Below are 20,771 nucleotides of genomic sequence, written 5' to 3' on the forward strand. Positions count from 1 at the left end.
CAATCACTTTGCGCGAGCCTCCGCTCAAGCCGGCTGGCGATTTTCGACAGCGGCAGGTTGATCAACAGGTACAGACCGGCAACGCAGAACAGGATTTCGAACGGCGAAAACGAAGTGGTGATCACTTCACGGCCGCTTTTCAACAGCTCGGTGATGGCGATTACCGACACCAGCGAGGTGTCCTTGACCAGACTGATGAACTGCCCGGCCAACGGCGGCAGCACACGTTTCAGCGCTTGCGGCAGTACCACATGGCGCATCGATTGACCGGCACTCAGACCGAGCGAACGCGCCGCTTCGTTCTGGCCACGGGCAATCGACTGCACGCCGGAACGGATGATCTCAGCCACGTAGGCGCCGGTGAACAGCGACAGCGCGGCGATCCCGGCGAACTCGCGGGACAGATTCATCACCGTGCCGATGAAGAAGTAGAAAATGAAGATCTGTACCAGCAGCGGCGTGCCGCGCACCAGTTCGACGTAAATGGTCGAGAGGTCGCGCAGGGTCGGGTTGTTCGACAGACGGCACAGGCCGGTGACCAGACCGATCAGCAGACCGAGTACACCAGAGACCACTGACAGCCAAAGCGTTGTCCAAAGGCCCCACAACAGCGGTCCTGCCGCCCAATGGCGAGTCACGCCCACGACGTCACCTTCGGCCACATCGTCGCCCTGAGCGAATTGCAGGCTGTTCTCGTCGACGGTCAAGTGCTGCTCGTCACCGGCGTCGTTGCGCAGAGTGACTTGCGCGCTGCTGCCCTTGCGCACGAGTTCGGTGACGGTGGAAATGTCAGCGGCTCGCTGGGTTTCTTCAGCCTGATAGGCGAAGTACTGCGGCACGCGGTTCCAGCGCCATTCGTAGGACATCAGCGACGTCGCGTAATACAACGCGCCGGCCAGGCCGACCAGCACCAGCACGGTGAGGACGTGCCAGGGCCATTGGGCTTTTTTCTGTTTCATTGCAGGTTCTCGGATGATCGTTCCCACGCTCTGCGTGGGAATGCCGCTCGGGACGCTCTGCGTCCCTGCCTGTTCGTGACGCGGAGCGTCACAGGATGCGTTCCCACGCGGAGCGTGGGAACGATCAGCGGATGCGCGTTATTCCATGTCCTTGAGCCACTCGGTGCTCTTGAACCACTTGTCATGGATGCGATCGTAGGTGCCGTCTTCGTGGATCTGGTGCAGGAAGTTGTTGATGAAGTTGAGGCTGTCGTAGTCACCCTTCTTCAGACCGAAAGCCAGTGGCTCGTAGGTGAACGGCTTGTCGAGGAACACCAGCTTGCCGGCGCCGACCTTGGTCACCGCGACAACGTTGTACGGGGCGTCGTAGATGAAGGCATCAGCCTTGCCGTTGACCACGTCGAGCACGGCTTCCTGCTCGTTGTCGTAGCCGTGGTATTTGGCTTTGGAGATCAGCTTCTTGGCGACCATCTCACCGGTGGTGCCGAGCTTGGAGGTGATGCGGTAGTCGGCGGTGTTCAGGTCTTTGTACGACTTGATGGTGCCTTCAAGCTCCTTGCGGATCAGCAGGGTCTGGCCGACCACGATGAACGGTTCACTGAAGTTCAGGCGCAGATTGCGTTCCTGAGTCAGGGTCATGCCGCTGCCGATCATGTCGAACTTGTCGGTCATCAGCGCCGGGATGATGCCGTCGTAACCGGTGGAAACCAGTTCCAGCTTGACGCCCATGGCCTTGGACATGGCTTTGAGGATGTCGACTTCGAAGCCGATGATTTCGCCGCGTTTGTTGGTCATTTCGAACGGCATGTAGGTCGGATCCATACCGACTTTCAACGTGCCGCGCTTGACCGCGTCATCGATTGCGCCAGCCTGCGCCGCATTGACTGCAACCAGTGCCGTGACGCCGACCAGCAGCATCGACAGATACTTCTTCATCTTCAAGTCCCCAAAACCATTGCGTGTGCGGCGCGAAAACCAACAGAGACAGGCAAAAAAGCCCGGGTGCGCCAATTCGGGGACGGATGCTAACGCACTCGTTTTTTTGCACAAGGTTTAATGGACGATTTGTTTAACAATCAAGAGCTGACCCTCACCCCAGCCCTCTCCCCTAGGGAGAGGGGGCCGACCGAGGTGTCTCAAGCTATACGCCGACCTGAAAGATCGAGTCGATTATGGATTCAGCACAGCAAGATCAGGTCGGCGTACCTCTGCAGCATCCCCCAATCGGTCCCCTCTCCCTCTGGGAGAGGGCTAGGGTGAGGGGTTTTTTCAGCAGGCAAAAAAAACCCCGCAATATCGCGGGGTTTCTTCATCAGGCCGGCTGAGCCTGCATACTCACCGGTCGCAAAGGCAGCAACGGCGCATGCGGATCGGCTTTCACCGAAGCCCGCCAAGCATCCAGCCACTCAGCGAGACCTTCAGCCCAAACCTGCTCATGCAGACGGGCCAAGGCCACAGGGTCGCTCAGCAATTGCAGACGATCATGGTTGTTCAGCCCGGCGGGGCCAACCTTGATCGCGTGGCGCACACGTTCCTGACGCAGCCACTCGATCGGCTCGGCCTGACCGTGACGCGAGGTCGCCAGTGAGCACGCCAAAGCGTTCTGCTGTGGATCGACCACTGCGCGGACAAAGCCGTCGTTGAGGGCGTGGTAACGATTTTCGTGGGTGTACTGATCGGTCGCCAGCAGCGCCTGTGGCGGATTGTATTCCTCAGGGATGAGGAACAGGCTCTCGTCACGGGATTTCAGGCCCAGCCCGACACGGCTGGAAATCACCGACACCGGAATCGACAACATCAGCGAACCGACGATCGGCACCAGCCACCAGAGGAAGCTCGGGTTCAGCCAGATCACCAGCAGCGCCCAGCAGAAGCCCAACAGGGTCTGCGGACCGTGACGTTTGACCGCTTCGCTCCATGGCGTCGAGTCGTCGTCACGTTGCGGCGAGTTCCAGGTCGCGGCCCAGCCGAGGAACGCGGCCAGGACGAAACGGGTGTGGAAAATCATCCGCACCGGCGCCAGCAGCATGGAGAACAGCATCTCCAGCAGCATCGACAGGGTCACCTTGAACTTGCCGCCGAACTCTTTCGCGCCTTTGGCCCAGATCAGGATGATGCTCAACAGTTTCGGCAGGAACAGCAGCACGATGGTCGTTGAGAACAGCGCGATCGCCTTGTCCGGGTGCCATTGTGGCCACAACGGATAGAGCTGACGCGGTTCGAGGAAGTACTGCGGCTCCATCAATGTGTTCACCGCCAGCAGCGCGGTCGACAACACCAGGAAGAAGAACCACAACGGCGCCGACAGGTACGACATCACGCCGGTGAGGAACACCGCACGGTGCACCGGGTGCATGCCTTTGACCAGGAACAGACGGAAGTTCATCAGGTTGCCGTGGCACCAGCGACGGTCACGCTTGAGTTCGTCGAGCAGGTTCGGCGGCAGTTCTTCGTAGCTGCCCGGCAAGTCGTAGGCAATCCACACGCCCCAACCGGCACGGCGCATCAACGCGGCTTCAACGAAGTCGTGGGACAGAATCGCACCGGAAAACGCACCTTTACCCGGCAACGGCGCCAAGGCGCAGTGGTCGATAAACGGCTTCATGCGGATGATCGCGTTGTGACCCCAGTAGTGGGATTCACCCAGCTGCCAGAAGTGCAGACCGGCGGTGAACAGCGGGCCGTACACGCGGGTGGCGAACTGCTGCATGCGCGCATACAGGGTGTCCATGCCCGACGCACGCGGCGCGGTCTGGATGATCCCGGCGTCCGGCGTGGCTTCCATCAAGCGCACCAGACTGGTCAGGCACTCACCGCTCATTACCGAGTCAGCGTCGAGGACGACCATGTACTTGTAGTCACCGCCCCAGCGACGGCAGAAGTCGTCGAGGTTGCCGCTTTTACGTTTTACGCGACGGCGACGACGGCGATAGAAGATCTTGCCAAAGCCCTTGGCTTCGCGGCAGACGTCCAGCCAGGCCTGCTGCTCGGCGACACAAATGTCGGTGTCGTTACTGTCGCTGAGGACGAAGAAGTCGAAGCGATCCAGATCACCGGTGGCAGCGACCGATTCGAACGTAGCGCGCAGACCGGCGAAAACACGCGGTACGTCTTCGTTGCAGATCGGCATCACCAGCGCGGTACGCGCATCTTTGGCAATCGGCTCGTTGCCGGCGCTTTTGCCGGAAATACGGTATTTATCGTGACCGGTGAGCAACTCGAGGAAGCCCATCAATGCCGTCCAGAAACCGGCCGACACCCAGCAGAACAGAATCCCGAACAGAATCAGGATGCTGGTTTGCAGCGCATACGGCAGCACTTGCGTGGCGGTTTGCAGCAGCGGCTGGTGCAGAACTTCATCCAGATCAACGAAGGACCAGCCCTGATACGGCATGATGCCTTTCATGTACCAGCCGGCGACGATGGTCTGGCCGAGCATCAGCAGCAACAGAATGTAGCGGCGAATCGAACCGACGGTGCGCCAGCGCGCAGCCGGCAGGACATTTTCGTCCTTCGGCGGCTGCGGCGGGTTGGTGCGACCGGTCATACGGCGCCAGCCACGCACCAGAATATTGGTGCGCCATGGCTCCGGCACGACTTTGGTCCGGCGGATCGGCGGCGTCGCCTTCATGCTGACGCGACCGCTGGCGTCGAGCACCAGCATCTCCGCGTCTTCCAGTTCTTCGGCAGTGCTCAGAGTCAGGCGCTTGCCCACCGAAGCCTGGGCGGCTTCGGCAGGAGCGTCGAATGTCGAGGACGACAGGCGTTCATGCAGCTCGCTGAACGACTGGCAGCCCGCGAGTTCCGCGCGCTGCTCGTCGGTCATCGGCAGATGCGCCAGATACTCGGACAGAGTCTCTGGCTGTACTTGAGAGTTACTCATCGGCAGGCAACTGATAGCTCCAGGTCTCGGTCAGGACTTCTTCAGTCGGTGCCGATTCCGGTGTGGCTGGGGCCGCGTCGGCAGCAACTGGCTGCTTGGCGTCTTTGTTGGCCTTGTCCTTGGCATCTGCAGCTGGCTTGGCGTCGGCCTGTTTGGCCTCGGCTGCCTTGGCTTCCTTGTCGGCTTTCTCTTGTTGCTTGGCGGCAACCTTGTCGGCCTTGGCGACGGACGAATTGGACGCCGGCACCGCAGACTTGGCCAGATCGGCCGTAACGATTGGCTGTACCAGCGCGGCACGCATCTCGGTCGACTTGCTCGCGTCCTTGATTTTCATCCGTAGGGTCAAGCGCCAGCCCTTGGTTTCCGGGTTGTAGCGCACGCTGTTCTCAACCAGCTCGGCGTTGTCGCCGACACTGACCTGACTGCGCACGTCGGCATCCGGCGCCAGAGCAGCCAGCGATGGACCTTCGAAATCGACCAGGTAGGCAACACTGCCATCCGGCTGACGGATCAGGTTCGATTGCTTGACGTCACCGGTCGAACGCAGAGTCTGCGAAACCCAGGCGCTGTCCGGCGCGTGAAGCGCCGCTTCGTCCATGGTCCAGTGCATGCGGTAAGCGAAGTCCAGCGGCTGACCCGGCTCCGGCATTTTTTCCGGGCTCCAGAACGCAACGATGTTGTCGTTGGTTTCGTCGGCGGTCGGAATTTCTACCAGATCAACGGTGCCCTTGCCCCACTCGCCCTTCGGCTCGATCCACGCGCTTGGACGCTTGTCGTAACGGTCGTCGAGGTCTTCGTAGTGGCTGAAGTCACGGCCACGTTGCAGCAGACCGAAACCACGCGGGTTCTCGATGCTGAAGTTGCTCACGGCCAGGTGTTTCGGGTTGTTCAGAGGGCGCCAGATCCACTCGCCGTTGCCGGCATGGATCGACAGACCGCTTGAGTCGTGCAGTTCACGACGGTAGTTGAGGACTTTCGACGGCTGGTTGGCGCCGAACAGGAACATGCTGGTCAGCGGCGCGATGCCCAGTTTGCCGACCTTGTCACGCAGGAACATCTGCGCTTTGACGTCGACAATGGTGTCGCTGCCCGGACGCAGGATCAGACGGTAGGCACCGGTGGCACGCGGCGAATCCAGCAGGGCGAAGATCACCAGGTGCTTGTCGCCCGGCTTCGGCTGTTGAATCCAGAATTCGCGGAAACGCGGAAATTCTTCGCCCGACGGCAGCGCGGTATCAATCGCCAGACCACGCGCCGAGAGGCCGTAGGTGTGGCCCTTGCCGACAACGCGGAAGTAACTCGCGCCGAGCATGGTCATGATTTCGTCTTGCTTGTCGGCCTTGTTGATCGGGTACAGCACACGGAAACCGGCGTAACCCAGTTGTTCGGTGGCCTTCGGATCGAATTTCAGGTCGCCGAAATCGAAGCGGGTCGGATCATATTTGATCTCTTCGACGGTGTTCGCCGTGATTTCGTTGATTTTCACCGGTGTATCGAAGTGCATACCCTGGTGATAGAAAGACAGTTTGAACGGGGTCTTCTGATCAGCCCACTCAGCCTTTTCGGTGAGGAAGCGGATTTTCTGATAGTCCGCGAACTTCATGTCGCGGAATTCGTTCGGCAGGTTGCTGCGCGGGGCTTCGAACTTCTGCCCGGCCAGTTCTTTAGCCTTCGCCGATACATCGTCAAGATTGAACGCCCAAAGCTGGCCGGCGCTGAGCAGGCACAGGAGCGCCGAACCCGCTACCAGGGCACTTCGCATGCGTTTGGCAGACATTTTTGCTGCATTACAGGGACTAACAATCACGAGCAACCCTCGCCGAAAACAGATCAAAAAACCAACGGCCAGCAAGCCGTCTGTGTGGCCATTTTTGTCAGCTTATTTCGGTTCCAGAGAGCCAGATACTGCGTTGCTGCTCCTCCCCATAGCAAGCTATGAGTCGTCGCAGCGCCTTGTCTCTGACTCCCTGGCCCTCGAAATAATGCTGGCAAAAATGGCCGTACAGACCGCTCATACCAGGTTGGCGAGCATTGTTCCGACTCCGCTGGGGCAAAATGATTCCCCAATCGGATCCAGACAAGTCTCTACCTAAGTCAAAAATGAATCAGCGAACGCTGATCCCAGTGCGCGCGATTATCTAGTAGCCCGCATGACAACGCATCAGGGGTAACAAAGTATTTATCGCGAAAACACCTTAAAAACAGTCGAAATTTCCTAAAAAGGTGTTTCAAGCGCTTTCAGGTCTGTAACAAAAAGGTAACCGGGCCATCGTTGACCAAATGCACCTGCATATCGGCGCCGAATCTACCTGATGCCACAGTGCCATGCACCTGTTTCGCACTGCTTAATAGATAGTCGAACAATTCCTCGCCCAAGGCCGGAGGCGCGGCCGTCGAAAAGCTCGGGCGCAACCCGCTTTTGGTGTCGGCCGCGAGGGTGAACTGAGAGACCAGCAGCAACCCACCGCCGACATCGGCGAGGGACAAGTTCATCTTGCCCTCCGCGTCACTGAATACACGATAGTTAAGCAGCTTATGCAGAAGTTTGTCGGCGCTGACACGCGTGTCGTCGGGTTCTACCGCCACCAGCACCAACAAACCTTGATCGACCGCCCCGACTACCTCGCCCGCGACTTCGACACGCGCACCGCGAACGCGCTGTATAAGCCCCTTCATGCTTCTTCGGGCGGCAGATCGAGCAGGCGCTGGGCCATGTTGCCCGCAGCACGCACCAGTGCATCGGTAATGCCCGGTTCAGACGCGGCGTGGCCGGCGTCGCGGATCACCTGCAGTTCGCTGTTCGGCCAGGCTTGATGCAGTTCCCAGGCGTTGTCGAGCGGGCAGATCACGTCGTAGCGACCGTGAATGATCACGCCCGGCAAATGAGCGATCTTGCCCATGTCACGAATCAACTGGTTCGGCTCAAGAAAGGCATTGTTGGTGAAGTAATGACATTCGATCCGCGCGATCGACAGTGCGCGCTGCGGCTCGGAGAAGCGATCGACCACCAGCGGGTTCGGCCGCAGGGTCGCGGTGCGCCCTTCCCAGGTCGACCAGGCTTTGGCCGCGTGCATCTGGGCGATCTGGTCGTTGCCGGTCAGACGCTTGTGGAAAGCGCTGAGCAGGTCGTCGCGCTCGTCCAGCGGAATCGGCGCGATGTAGTCCTGCCAGTAATCGGGGAACAGTCGGCTGGCACCGGCCTGATAGAACCACTCGATTTCCTGCGGGCGGCAGAGAAAAATCCCGCGCAGGATCAGACCGTGCACACGCTCAGGGTGGGTTTGCGCGTAAGCCAGCGCCAGGGTCGAGCCCCATGAGCCGCCAAACAACACCCATTTGTCGATGCCCAGGTGTTTGCGGATGCGCTCAAGGTCGGCGACCAGATCCCAAGTGGTGTTGTTTTCCAGGCTGGCGTGCGGCGTGGAGCGTCCGCAGCCGCGCTGGTCGAAGGTGACAATGCGATAGAGGTTCGGATCGAAATAGCGACGGCTCTGCGCGTCGCAACCGGCGCCGGGGCCGCCGTGAATGAACACAACCGGCAAACCCTCCGGTGAACCGCTTTCGTCGACGTACAGCGTATGGGTGTCATCGACAGCCAGATCGTGCCGGGCGTGAGGTTTGATCTGCGGAAACAAAGTCTGCATTGCGCGCTCCGTAAGGGGTCGAGGTCATCCCTGGGGGGACTTCTATTATTCTGCCGTTGGGCATCATAAACCCGATTTACGTCAATGAGCATGCTCCAGGTCACTCACAATTTTTCAGCCTTGTAGGCAGAGGGTGCTGCGCACAAAAACCCTGTAGGAGTGAGCCTGCTCGCGATGGCGTTGATTCAGACAATATTTCAGCGACTGACACACCGCTATCGCGAGCAGGCTCACTCCTACAAGGGTTGGGCGCTAGGCGTTATTTTTGTGCGTAGTGTTTTTGGCCCCAGGCCAGATAGCCCTGCAGCAACTCTTTGAGCACCACCCGCGTTGGCTCGGCCAGATCCGCGCGGTAGCGGAACGGTTCGAACTCTTCCATGTAGGTGCTCTGGCACAACTCCAGCTGCACGGCGTGAATGTTCTCGGCCGGGTTGCCGTAATGACGGGTGATATGGCCGCCCTTGAAGCGGCCGTTGAGCACGTGTGTGTAATTGCCGTGGCGTGCGCAGATCGCTTCCAGCTGTGTCGCCAACTGCGGATCACAACTGGCGCCGTTGAAGGTACCGAGGTTGAAGTCCGGCAGTTTGCCGTCGAACAGGTGCGGGATGATCGAGCGGATCGAGTGCGCATCGAACAGCAGTGCATAACCGAACTCGGCCTTCAGCCGCGCCAGCTCTTCCTGAAGGGTGCGGTGATACGGCGTCCAGATCTGTTCAAGGTAAGTCGCGCGCTCTTCTTTCGACGGCTCCAGCCCCTCCCTGAACAACGGAATGCCATCGAACAGGGTCGCCGGATAGAGCCCGGTGGTGGCGCCGGCGTACAACGGCTTATCGTCGGACGGACGATTCAGGTCGATAACAAAACGCGAATACTCAGCGGCCAGGGTACTGGCGCCAAGTTCTTCAGCGAAGTCGTAGAGCTGCGGAATGTGCCAGTCGGTGTCCGGCAGGCTTTTCGCGTCCGCGATCAGTCCCGCCTCGACCACCGGGGTCAGCCGCACACCGGCATGCGGCATGCTGATCAGCAACGGCACACGACCTTGTTTGAAGTTCAAAACCTTATCCACAACCGCTCTCCTACAGACTTGATTCGACGCCGTGACGCACGACGCGTTTGTCCAGATCGCCACCCAGCCAATAGGCCAGATCCGCCGGGCGATCGATGTGCCAGGCAACGAAATCCGCGACCTTGCCGACTTCCAGCGAGCCGTGGGTATCGGCCATTCCCAGCGCTTGCGCAGCGTGAATCGTCGCCCCGGCCAGGGCTTCTTCCGGGGTCATGCGGAAGCAGGTGCAGGCCATGTTCAACATCAGCCGCAATGACAGCGCCGGCGAGGTGCCGGGGTTGAGGTCGCTGGCGATGGCGATCTTCACCTTGTGCTTGCGCAGAGCGTCCATTGGCGGCAACTGGGTTTCGCGCAGGAAGTAGAACGCGCCCGGCAGCAGCACCGCGACGGTATCGGCTTCGGCCATGGCGATGGCATCGGCTTCGTCCATGAACTCCAAGTGATCGGCAGACAACGCCTTGTAGCGCGCGGCGAGGCTGGAGCCGTGCAGCGAGGACAATTGTTCGGCATGCAGTTTCACTGGCAGGCCGAGTTTTTGCGCGGCGATGAACACGCGTTCGACTTGCTCCGGCGAGAACGCCAGGTATTCACAGAACGCGTCCACGGCGTCGACCAAACCTTCGGCGGCGAGCGCGGGGAGCATTTCGTTGCAGACCAGATCGATGTAATCGTCGGCGCGATCCTTGTACTCAGGCGGCAGCGCGTGGGCGGCCAGACAGGTGCTGCGCACGCTGATCGGCAGCTCTTTCTGCAGACGACGGATGACCCGAAGGATTTTGCGCTCGTTGACCAGATCGAGGCCGTAGCCGGACTTCATCTCGACCGTGGTCACACCGTCGCGCATCAGGCTCTTCAGGCGTTTGGCGGCGCTGGCGAACAGTTCGTCTTCGGTCGCTTCGCGTGTCGCGCGCACGGTGCTGGCGATGCCACCGCCGGATGCCGCGATTTCCGCATAGCTGACACCTTGCAGACGCTTTTCAAATTCGCCGCTGCGGTTGCCGCCGAACACCGTGTGGGTGTGGCAGTCGATCAGGCCGGGGGTGACCCATGCGCCTTGCAGGTCGTTGACCGCCGGGTATTCACCGGAGGGCAATTGATTGCGCGGGCCGATCCACTCGATGAGCGCACCGGACGTCACGATGGCCGCATCCTCGATGATCGAGTAGACGCCTTGCGCCATGGTTGCGACGTGGCAGTGTTGCCAGAGGGTTTTCACTGTTGGCCTCCGTTGGGGTTGGTTTGGTGGGTGACCTTCAAAAGCCCCTCACCCTAGCCCTCTCCCGGAGGGAGAGGGGACTGACCGGGTTGTTCTGTCGAGGTACGCCGACCTGGAATTTCTGTGCCGAACTCAGGCCTTGAAGCTCACCGAGACCGGCTCCCTTTCAATCTCTCTCACACGGAAGAAAAAAAACTGACCGGGTTGTTCTGTCGAGGTACAGCGACCTGAAAATCTCGAGCCGAACTCAGGCTTTGAAAACCATGAAGATCGGCTCCCTTCCCCCTCTCACTCCCAGGAGAAGAAGAACTGACCGGGTTGTTCTGTCGAGGTACATCGACCTGAAAATCTTGAGCCGAACTCAGGCTTTGAAAACCATGAAGATCGGCTCCCTTCCCCCTCTCCCCCCTGGGGGAGAGGGCTGGGGTGAGGGGGATCGATTTCACTAACAACAGAACTTCGCCTGAAAACACACTTACAAACTAGGCAGCAATTTCGCCGAAACAAGCTGAGTCAAACACCGCGAAGCCAGCAACTCAGTCGCCGCATTGATGTCCGGCGCAAAGAAGCGGTCCTTCTCATAGAACGGCACTTCCTTGCGCAAAATCGCCCGCGCCTGTTCCAGCTTCGCCGAAGTTTTCAGACCGTTACGCAGATCCAGCCCCTGCACCGCTGCCAGCCACTCCACCGCGAGAATCCCGCGAGTGTTTTCAGCCATTTCCCACAATCGCTTGCCCGCAGCAGGCGCCATCGAAACGTGGTCTTCCTGGTTAGCCGAAGTCGGCAAACTGTCCACCGAATGCGGATGCGACAACGCCTTGTTTTCGCTGGCCAGTGCCGCAGCGGTTACTTGAGCAATCATGAAGCCGGAGTTCACCCCGCCATTGGCGACGAGGAACGGCGGCAGTTGCGACATGTGCTTGTCCATCATCAGCGAGATACGACGTTCGCTCAGCGAGCCAATTTCGGCGATGGCCAATGCCATATTGTCAGCGGCCATGGCCACCGGTTCGGCGTGGAAGTTGCCGCCGGAAATCACGTCGCCTTCAGCGGCAAATACCAGCGGGTTATCAGAAACGGCGTTGGCTTCAACCGCGAGCACTTCAGCGGCCTGACGGAACTGGGTCAGGCAGGCGCCCATGACTTGCGGCTGGCAACGCAGCGAGTACGGATCCTGAACCTTCTCGCAATTCTGATGCGAGTCGGACACTTCGCTGCGCTCACCGAGCAGATCACGATAAGCCGCAGCCGCATCGATCTGACCTTTCTGGCCACGCGCCGCGTGAATGCGTGCGTCGAACGGCGAGCGCGAACCCAGCACCGCTTCAACCGTCAGACCACCCAGCGTCAATGCGCCAGCGAACAAGTCTTCACCTTCAAACAAACCACGCAGGGCGAACGCCGTGGAAACCTGAGTCCCGTTGAGCAGCGCCAGACCTTCTTTAGCCGCTAAAGTCAGCGGCGTCAGACCCGCAACCTTCAGCGCTTCAGTGGCTTCCATCCACTCACCCTTGTAGCGCGCCTTGCCCTCACCCAGCAGCACCAGCGACATATGCGCCAACGGCGCGAGATCACCCGAAGCGCCCACCGAACCTTTCAGCGGAATATGCGGATAAACCTCGGCATTGATCAGCGCGATCAGCGCATCGATCACCACGCGACGGATGCCGGAGAAACCACGGCTGAGGCTGTTGACCTTGAGCACCATGATCAGCCTTACCAGCTCATCGCTGATCGGCACGCCAACGCCCGCAGCGTGGGACAACACCAGCGAACGCTGGAGGTTTTCCAGGTCTTCGCTGGCGATGCGTGTCGAGGCCAGCAGGCCGAAACCGGTGTTGATGCCGTACGCGGTGCGGTTCTCGGCGAGGATCTGCTCGACGCAGGCAACGCTGGCTTCGATCTGCTGCGATGCGCTGTTGTCGAGCGTCAGCTTGACCGGGTTCTGGTAGACGTCACGCAGTTGGGCCAGGCTCAGTTGGCCGGGAATCAGGTTCAGCGCAGTCATTTAAATGCTCCTTTTGAGAGTTTGTTATTAACTTGCCATTCGCTCCGGAGCATTCCGTTATCCGTCGCTTTCAGCCTTGTGGGCATCCGGCGCCTTGGCACGCTGGCAGGGTAGTTTTTCAATGCAAATTCGATAGAACGCTGTGCAGCAGATTCGGCTTTTTCAACACGCTCGCAGCGGCGGCAATATCCGGCGCCAGCCAGCGATCCTGATCGTAGGCCGGAACCGTTTCGCGCAGCAGTCGCCACGCGCGGTCAGTGCCCATGCCAAAGCGTTGTTCCTTGAGGAATTCAAACGCCTGCGCCGCCAACAGATACTCGATGGCGAGGATTTGCGTGCAGTTTTCCAACGCGCGGTGCAGCTTCAGCGCAGCGTTGGTGCCCATGCTCAAATGGTCTTCCTGCAGGCCCGAGGTGATGTAGTTATCGAGCACCGCTGGTTGCGCCAATTGGCGGTTCTCCGCACACAGTGACGCAGCGACGTACTGGACGATCATCATCCCCGAGTTCACCCCCGGATTGGCCACCAGAAATGCCGGCAGACCGCTGACATGCGGGTTCACCAGCCGGTCGAGGCGACGCTCGGCGATCGAGCCGATTTCGGCCATGGCAATCGCCAGCAAATCGGCCGCCATCGCCACCGATTGCCCGTGCGGGTTGGCTTGCGACATCACCCGGAAGTTGTCCGGCGTGCCGAGCAACAGCGGGTTGTCGGTGCAGCCATTGAGTTCGGCCTCGACCTGTTTGATCGCATGCTCCAGTTGATCCCGCGCCGCGCCATGCACCTGCGGAATCGAACGAATGCTCAGCGCATCCTGAGTGCGAATGCCTTTGCTTGACGCAATCACTTCACTGCCATCGAGCAAGGCGCGCAGATTGACGCCGACCTGCTGCATGCCGGGGTGCGGTTTCAGCGCGATGATCTCGGCGTCGAACGCATCGATCTGGCCGCGCTGCGCTTCGAAACTCATGGCACCGATGACGTCGGCCCACTGCACCAGCCGCGTCGCATCGGCAATCGCCAGACAGCTGAGACCGGTCATGCACGGCGTGCCGTTGACCAGGCACAAGCCGTCCTTCGCGCCGAGTTGCACCGGTTGCAGGCCTTCTTCGGCCAATGCTTGCTGTGCGGAAATAATCTGCCCGCGATAGCTGACATTGCCAACGCCGAGCAACGTGATGCCGATGTGCGCCATGTGCGTCAGGTAACCCACCGAACCTTGCGATGGCACTTGCGGAGTGATGCCGCGATTGAGCAGCGCCAGCAGCGCTTCGACGACACGGCGGTGAATGCCGGATTTGCCGTGGCTGTAATTGTGGATCGCCGCGCAGATGATCGCGCGGGTCTGCTCGTCGGCGAGTACCGGGCCGACGCCGCAGGCGTGGCTGAGCAAGGTGTTGCGCGAGAGCTGGCTCAGCTGTACGTCTTTTAGGGAAACGTTGGACAAACCGCCCAGGCCGGTGTTGACGCCATAGGCACGTTCGCCGCTTGCGACGATGCGCTGGACGATGGCTTGCGCATTTTCGATGCGCGCCCAGGTGTCGCTGGACAGCTCGAGATGCGCGCCGTGACGGGCGACAGCGACCACGTCCTGCCAACGCAGAGGGGCGCCGGTGATAACGATTTTTTCAGCCTGGGACATCATTAACCTCATTCGAACATTGATGCAGCATCACCGACGCTATCGCGAGCAGGCTCACTCCTACAGGGGTACGCATTCCAACTGTAGGAGTGAGCCTGCTCGCGATGAGGCCAGCCCAGCCAACACAAATCTCTCTAAACCACCGCAGCCCGCCGCTGCACGAACCGGTCAACATACTCATCCGCCGGCGAATGCAGGATCTCTCTCGGCGTGCCCACCTGAATCAGTCGCCCATCCTTGAGAATCGCAATCCGGTTACCAATACGCACCGCCTCATCAAGATCGTGAGTGATAAAGACGATGGTCTTGTGCAAGGTCTTTTGCAGCTCCAGCAACTGGTCCTGCATCTCGGCGCGGATCAACGGATCCAGGGCACTGAACGCCTCATCCATGAGGATGATGTCGGTGTCCGCCGCCAAAGCACGGGCCAAACCGACACGCTGACGCATGCCGCCGGAGAGCTGGTGCGGGTATTTGTTTTCATAGCCTTTGAGGCCGACGGTGTTGATCCAGTGCAGCGCGCGTTCCGAGCACATTTGCTTGCTCTCGCCACGGACTTTCAGGCCGTAGGCGACGTTGTCGAGCACAGTCTTGTGCGGCAACAGGCCGAAGCTCTGGAACACCATGCTGATCTTGTGCCGGCGAAATTCGCGCAGGGCGTCCATGTCGTATTGCAGGATGTCCACACCGTCGACGAGGATCGCGCCGCTGGTGGGGTCGATTAGCCGGTTGAAGTGGCGCACCAGCGTCGACTTGCCGGAGCCGGACAGGCCCATGATCACGAAGATCTCGCCAGTGCCGATGCTCAGCGACAGATCATTAACGCCGACCACGCAACCGGTCTCGCTCAGCACCTGATCCTTGGTTTTGCCCTGACCGACCATGGCCAATGCATCCTTGGCGCGGTTGCCGAAAATCTTGAAGACGTTTTTGACTTCGATCTTGCTCACGGTTGTGTTGCTCATTTGCTCACCTCATGCCGTGGCCGACCGTATGCCTGAGTAATGCGGTCGATGACCACTGCGAGAATCACGATCGCCAGACCAGCCTCGAGGCCACGTCCGACGTTGAGGGTCTGAATCCCCACCAGCACATCTTCACCGAGGCCACGGGCGCCGATCATCGAGGCGATCACCACCATCGACAGGGCCATCATGGTGGTCTGGTTGATCCCGGCCATGATGCTCGGCAGGGCCAGCGGCAGTTGCACACCGAACAGTTGCTGCCAGCGGTTGGCGCCGAACGCGTTGATCGCTTCCATCACTTCGCCGTCAACCTGGCGAATGCCCAGATCGGTCAGGCGAATCAGCGGTGGCGCAGCGTAAATCACCGTGGCGAAAATCGCCGGGACCTTGCCCAGACCGAACAGCATCAACACCGGGATCAGGTACACGAAACTCGGCATGGTCTGCATGATGTCGAGCAGCGGCATCAACACCGAACGCAGGCGATTGCTGCGCGCCGAGAGAATCCCCAGCGGGATGCCGATCAGCACCGAAATGATCGTCGCGACCATCATCAGCGCCAGCGTCTGCATGAGCTTGTCCCACAAGCCAACGGCGCCGACGAGGAACAGCAGACCGACGATGACCGCCGTGGTCACGACTTTGCGCGTGGCGTGCCAGGCAACCACACCGACGATCGCCAGCATCAGCCACCACGGCGCCGCACGCAGCAGGCCTTCGAGGTTGACGATGGCCCACAGCAGCGTATCGGAGATGTGGCGGAACACATCACCGTAGTTGGTGACCAGCGAATCGACCCAACCGTTGACCCAGTCGGCGATGGAAAAGGTAAAGCTTTCGGGAAACATAAGCGGCTCTCAATCAGCAATCTCAATCAAGCGTTTACGGCATATCTCCCGGCCAGCCTCACGGTTGACCGGGAGGTATCGACCTACAGCGCCGCGTCGATTTTCTTGGCTGCGTCTGCACTGACCCACGCATGCCAGACCTCAGGATGTTCCTTGAGGAAGATTTTCGCCAGTTTTGGCGACTCGATACGTTCCTTGGCCATGCGGCCCAGATTCTGGTTCAGCAGGTCGATCGGCAGATTGACCTTTTCCAGTACGGCGACCAGTTCCGGGGCTTCGTCGTGGAAGGTTTTCGACAGGCCGACCTTGATGCTCACGGACTTGTCGACGCCCGGTTTTTCTTCCAGTTTGACCAGATCCACCTGGCCCATCAGCGGGGTTGGCGACCAGTAGTAGAACAGGATCGGCTCGCCACGCTTGTAGCTCGACAGCACCGCCGCATCCAGCGCCGGGCCGGTGCCCGGACGGAAGTTGGTGTAGCTGCTTTCCAGGCCGTAGCTTTTCAGCATTTCGCTGTTATCGAGCTCGCAGGTCCAGCCGGCCGGGCAGTTGTAGAAACGCCCTTTGGAAGGCTCTTCGGCGTCCTTGAACACGGCGGCGTATTTGCCCAGGTCAGCGATGTTTTTCAAGTCCGGGGCTTTGGCTTCCAGCTTGCGCTTGGCGTCGCCTTCGATCACGTAACGCGGCACGTACCAGCCTTCGACAGCGCCCACCACAGGTGCGCCGACACCGACGACTTTGCCGGCCTTCTCGGCCTTGTTCCAGACCTCGCTGCGGCCTACCCACTCTTCGGCGAACACTTGAATATCGTTGCTGCTCAGGGCGTTTTCCATGGTGATGGAGTTGCCCGGCAGGCTGTCGGTCTTGCAGTCGTAACCTTTTTCCAGCACCACTTGCAGCACGTCGGTCAGCAGCATGCCGCTTTCCCAGTTCAGCCCGGCGAACTTCACCGGTTTGCCCGATTCGCACCAGCCAGCAGCTTGGGTCGCACCGGCACTGGCCAGCAGGCCCATGGACAGCAATGTGGTCAGCAGGGTCTTGTTCGATTTCATTGTTGTGACGCTCCTAATCATGAATTGGCTTACGGCAGTCAAGAGGCATCCAGCCCTGTCCACGTCCAATCAGGCCTGCGCCGCAGCGCGACCGGCCCCGCTTGTTTTAGGTTGTACAACGCTGTTCTGCTCGACCGGCAGAATCAGTTGATCGGGCACTGGGCTGTGCCATTTTTTGGCGCACACGTAATACACAGCGGCGGGCAGCAGCAGACCGATGATCCAGGAAATATCCACATCACCGAGGGCCGCCACCAGCGGGCCGGTGTAGAACTTGGTGGAGATGAACGGCAGCTGCACCAGCACACCGAACACATAGACGCTGATGCCGAGCAGGTTCCACCGACCGTAGCGACCGTTCGGATCGGCCAGCGCCGGCACGTCGTAACGCTCACGGGTGATGCAGTAGTAATCCACCAGGTTGATCGCGCTCCACGGGGTGAAGAAGGCGAGCAGGAACAGGATGAAAGACTTGAACGCACCGAGGAACGAGTGCTGACCGAGCAAGGCGATCAAGGTCGCTGCACCGACGATCACCAGCACGAACACCAGACGCTGCATACGCGTAACGGTCAGATGGCCTTTGAAACCACTGATGATGGTCGCGATGCACATGAAGCTGCCGTAGGAGTTCAGCGTCGAGATGGTCACCTTGCCGAATGCGATGCTGAAATACAGCAGCGCTGCGGTAGCACCGGTGCCGCCCAGACCGACGATGTAGGCGACTTCGTGACCGGCGAATTGGCCGTTGGCCGAAGCCGCCGCGAACACCCCGAGGATCATCGCCACTTGCGCGCCGACCACTGAACCGGCACCGGCGGCAAAGAAGGTTTTGACTGCCGAGGTGTTGCTCGGCAGGTAACGGGAATAGTCAGCCACGTAAGGGCCGAACGCGATCTGCCAGGAGGCCGCGAGCGACACCGCGAGCAGGAAGCTGCTCCAGCTGAAATGACGGATTTGCAGAAGTGCGCCGACGTCGGTCTGGCTCATCAGCCGCCAGAACAGGAAGACGAAAGCGATCACGCCAATGACGCTGGCGACACGGCCGATCCAGTGGATCACCCGATAGCCGAGCACCGTGACCAGCACGATGACGCTGGCAAAAATCAGGATGCCGACGCTGTCGCTGACGTTAAACAACTGACCCAGCGCCTGGCCGGAAAGTACCGTGCCCGTCGCGGTGAAGCCCAGGTACATCAGGCACACCAGCACGATCGGGATTGCCGCGCCGTAAACGCCAAACTGCACACGGCTGGAGATCATCTGCGGCAAGCCCAGTTTCGGCCCTTGCGCGGCATGCAGCGCCATCACCCCGCCGCCGAGCAATTGGCCGATCAACAGACCGATCAACGACCAGAACACATCACCACCGAGCACCACGGCCAAGGCCCCGGTGACAATCGCGGTGATTTGCAGGTTGGCACCCATCCACAGGGTGAACTGGCTAAACAGACGACCGTGTCTTTCCGCTTCCGGGATGTAGTCGATCGAACGCCTTTCGATCAACGGTTTGTTGCCTGCACGATCGGTGTTGACAGCCATGATTCAACCTCTGTGGATTGTTCCGGGTTTTGTTCTTTTTTGGCTTTTGCTTTTGTAGGAGTGAGCCTGCTCGCGATGGCGGTGTGTCAGTCAGCACATTTGCTGATTGTGCCGGCCTCATCGCGAGCAGGCTCACTCCTACAGGGGAAAGCATTACTTTCCGGTAATCATCGGCAGGTTCAGGCCCTGTTCCTTGGCGCAGTCGATGGCGATCTGGTAGCCGGCATCGGCGTGACGCATGACACCGGTCGCCGGGTCGTTGTGCAGCACCCGCGCAATGCGCTCGGCCGCTTCGTCGGTACCGTCGCAGACAATCACCATGCCCGAGTGCTGCGAGAAGCCCATGCCGACGCCGCCGCCGTGGTGCAGGGAAACCCAGGTCGCGCCGCTCGCGGTATTGAGCAGAGCGTTGAGCAGAGGCCAGTCGGACACGGCGTCGGAGCCGTCCTGCATCGATTCGGTTTCACGGTTCGGGCTGGCGACCGAGCCGGAGTCGAGGTGGTCGCGACCGATCACGATCGGCGCCGACAGCTCGCCGCTACGAACCATCTCGTTGAAGGCCAGACCGAGCTTGGCGCGCAGGCCCAGGCCGACCCAGCAGATACGTGCCGGCAGACCCTGGAAGCTGATGCGCTCGCGGGCCATGTCCAGCCAGTTGTGCAGGTGCGCGTCGTCCGGGATCAGTTCTTTGACCTTGGCGTCGGTTTTGTAGATGTCTTGCGGATCACCCGACAGTGCAGCCCAACGGAACGGGCCGATGCCACGGCAGAACAGCGGACGGATGTAAGCCGGTACGAAACCGGGGAAATCGAAGGCGTTTTCGACGCCCTCTTCCTGGGCCATCTGACGGATGTTGTTGCCGTAGTCGAAGGTTGGAATGCCTTGCTTCTGGAATTCCAGCATGGCTTTGACGTGTACGGCCATAGACTGCTTGGCGGCTTTGATTACGGCGGCCGGTTCGGTCTTGGCGCGGGCGCGGTATTCGTCCCAGGTCCAGCCGGCTGGCAGGTAACCGTTGAGCGGATCGTGGGCGCTGGTCTGGTCGGTGACCATGTCCGGGCGCACGCCACGCTTGACCAGTTCCGGGAGAATTTCTGCGGCGTTACCCAGCAGCGCGATGGAGATCGCTTTGCCTTCTTTGGTGTACTTGTCGATGCGCGCCAGGGCGTCGTCGAGGTCTTTGGCTTGCTCGTCGACGTAACGGCTTTTCAGACGGAAATCGATGCTCACTTGTTGGCATTCGATGTTCAGCGAGCAAGCGCCCGCCAGGGTTGCCGCCAGAGGTTGCGCGCCGCCCATGCCACCGAGGCCAGCGGTCAATACCCACTTGCCGGTGAGGTTGTCGTTGTAGTGCTGGCGACCGGCTTCAACGAAGGTTTCGTAGGTGCCTTGAACGATGCCTTGGCTGCCGATGTAGATCCAGCTGCCGGCGGTCATCTGGCCGTACATGGCCAGGCCTTTGGCGTCGAGTTCGTTGAAGTGCTCCCAGCTCGCCCAGTGTGGGACGAGGTTGGAGTTGGCGATCAGTACGCGCGGGGCGTTGCTGTGGGTCTTGAACACGCCGACCGGCTTGCCGGATTGCACCAGCAGGGTCTCGTCGTCATTCAGATTGGTCAGGCTCTCGACGATCTTGTCGTAGCACTCCCAGTTACGCGCGGCGCGACCGATACCACCGTAAACCACCAGCTCTTTCGGGTTCTCGGCGACTTCCGGGTCGAGGTTGTTCATCAGCATGCGCAGCGGCGCTTCGGTCAGCCAGCTCTTGGCGGTCAGCTTGTTGCCGCGGGCAGCGCGGATCTCAACGTTGCGAAACTTTGTAGGCTTATTGTCAGTCACGAAAAAGACTCCTCAGCGATCAATTCAAACCAACCCTGGCAGTGGGCAAGCAGCCTGTGCGCTTCGCTGCGCGACAAGCGAATCAGTGGACGCTGCGGAGAGTCTCGAGC

At 60.1% G+C, this 20,771-nt stretch carries 15 protein-coding genes; all 15 read right to left on the reverse strand.

What is annotated here, in order from left to right; all coding sequences use genetic code 11:
• A partial coding sequence (locus ACIPIZ_RS17770) for an amino acid ABC transporter permease (RefSeq protein WP_038360021.1) occupies positions 1-959 on the reverse strand: 959 nt, incomplete at its 3' end.
• A gap of 138 nt (positions 960-1,097) precedes the next feature.
• Positions 1,098-1,895, reverse strand: a complete 798-nt coding sequence (locus ACIPIZ_RS17775; protein WP_034152980.1) for a transporter substrate-binding domain-containing protein — start codon at positions 1,893-1,895, stop codon at positions 1,098-1,100.
• A gap of 376 nt (positions 1,896-2,271) precedes the next feature.
• Entirely contained in the window at positions 2,272-4,842 is a 2,571-nt protein-coding gene (gene mdoH / locus ACIPIZ_RS17780; protein ID WP_064388891.1) for a glucans biosynthesis glucosyltransferase MdoH, read from the reverse strand.
• Positions 4,835-6,619, reverse strand: coding sequence for a glucan biosynthesis protein G (locus tag ACIPIZ_RS17785; RefSeq protein WP_401166382.1), 1,785 nt, complete (start codon positions 6,617-6,619; stop codon positions 4,835-4,837). Before ACIPIZ_RS17785 ends, mdoH begins: the two co-directional genes overlap by 8 nt.
• A gap of 461 nt (positions 6,620-7,080) precedes the next feature.
• A complete protein-coding gene (gene dtd, locus ACIPIZ_RS17790) occupies positions 7,081-7,518 on the reverse strand; it encodes a D-aminoacyl-tRNA deacylase (RefSeq protein WP_064388892.1) in 438 nt (145 codons plus the stop codon).
• On the reverse strand, positions 7,515-8,486 hold the full coding sequence (gene pip / locus ACIPIZ_RS17795) for a prolyl aminopeptidase (protein WP_105706045.1): 972 nt from the start codon (positions 8,484-8,486) through the stop codon (positions 7,515-7,517). The genes dtd and pip overlap by 4 nt, the downstream gene beginning before the upstream one ends.
• Before the next feature lie 259 nt (positions 8,487-8,745).
• A complete protein-coding gene (gene hutG, locus ACIPIZ_RS17800) occupies positions 8,746-9,552 on the reverse strand; it encodes an N-formylglutamate deformylase (protein WP_150647762.1) in 807 nt (268 codons plus the stop codon).
• 10 nt (positions 9,553-9,562) lie between these two features.
• Complete coding sequence (gene hutI, locus ACIPIZ_RS17805; RefSeq protein ID WP_105706049.1) at positions 9,563-10,768, reverse strand: imidazolonepropionase; 1,206 nt, start codon at positions 10,766-10,768, stop codon at positions 9,563-9,565.
• Between the two features lie 475 nt (positions 10,769-11,243).
• The gene (hutH, locus tag ACIPIZ_RS17810) at positions 11,244-12,776 is read right to left on the reverse strand and encodes a histidine ammonia-lyase (RefSeq protein WP_401166388.1); all 1,533 of its coding nucleotides are present in this window, start codon (positions 12,774-12,776) and stop codon (positions 11,244-11,246) included.
• A gap of 118 nt (positions 12,777-12,894) precedes the next feature.
• Positions 12,895-14,418 carry a histidine ammonia-lyase gene (gene hutH / locus ACIPIZ_RS17815; RefSeq protein WP_401166391.1) on the reverse strand — a complete coding sequence of 508 codons (1,524 nt, stop codon included), beginning with the start codon at positions 14,416-14,418 and terminating at the stop codon, positions 12,895-12,897.
• A 134-nt stretch (positions 14,419-14,552) separates the two neighbouring features.
• Positions 14,553-15,383 (reverse strand): glycine betaine/L-proline ABC transporter ATP-binding protein, encoded by an 831-nt coding sequence (locus tag ACIPIZ_RS17820; protein WP_401166394.1) that lies wholly within the window; start codon positions 15,381-15,383, stop codon positions 14,553-14,555.
• On the reverse strand, positions 15,380-16,231 hold the full coding sequence (locus ACIPIZ_RS17825; protein ID WP_007949591.1) for a proline/glycine betaine ABC transporter permease: 852 nt from the start codon (positions 16,229-16,231) through the stop codon (positions 15,380-15,382). The genes ACIPIZ_RS17820 and ACIPIZ_RS17825 overlap by 4 nt, the downstream gene beginning before the upstream one ends.
• 83 nt (positions 16,232-16,314) lie before the next feature.
• Entirely contained in the window at positions 16,315-17,283 is a 969-nt protein-coding gene (locus ACIPIZ_RS17830) for an ABC transporter substrate-binding protein (protein WP_034152988.1), read from the reverse strand.
• Positions 17,284-17,352: 69 nt separating this feature from the next.
• Positions 17,353-18,825, reverse strand: coding sequence for a cytosine permease (locus tag ACIPIZ_RS17835; protein WP_064388898.1), 1,473 nt, complete (start codon positions 18,823-18,825; stop codon positions 17,353-17,355).
• Between the two features lie 153 nt (positions 18,826-18,978).
• Positions 18,979-20,661 carry a urocanate hydratase gene (gene hutU / locus ACIPIZ_RS17840; protein WP_095047181.1) on the reverse strand — a complete coding sequence of 561 codons (1,683 nt, stop codon included), beginning with the start codon at positions 20,659-20,661 and terminating at the stop codon, positions 18,979-18,981.
• Positions 20,662-20,771: the final 110 nt, after the last annotated feature.

The sequence above is a fragment of the Pseudomonas sp. NPDC087690 genome, from assembly GCF_044743175.1.
GTDB lineage: Bacteria > Pseudomonadota > Gammaproteobacteria > Pseudomonadales > Pseudomonadaceae > Aquipseudomonas.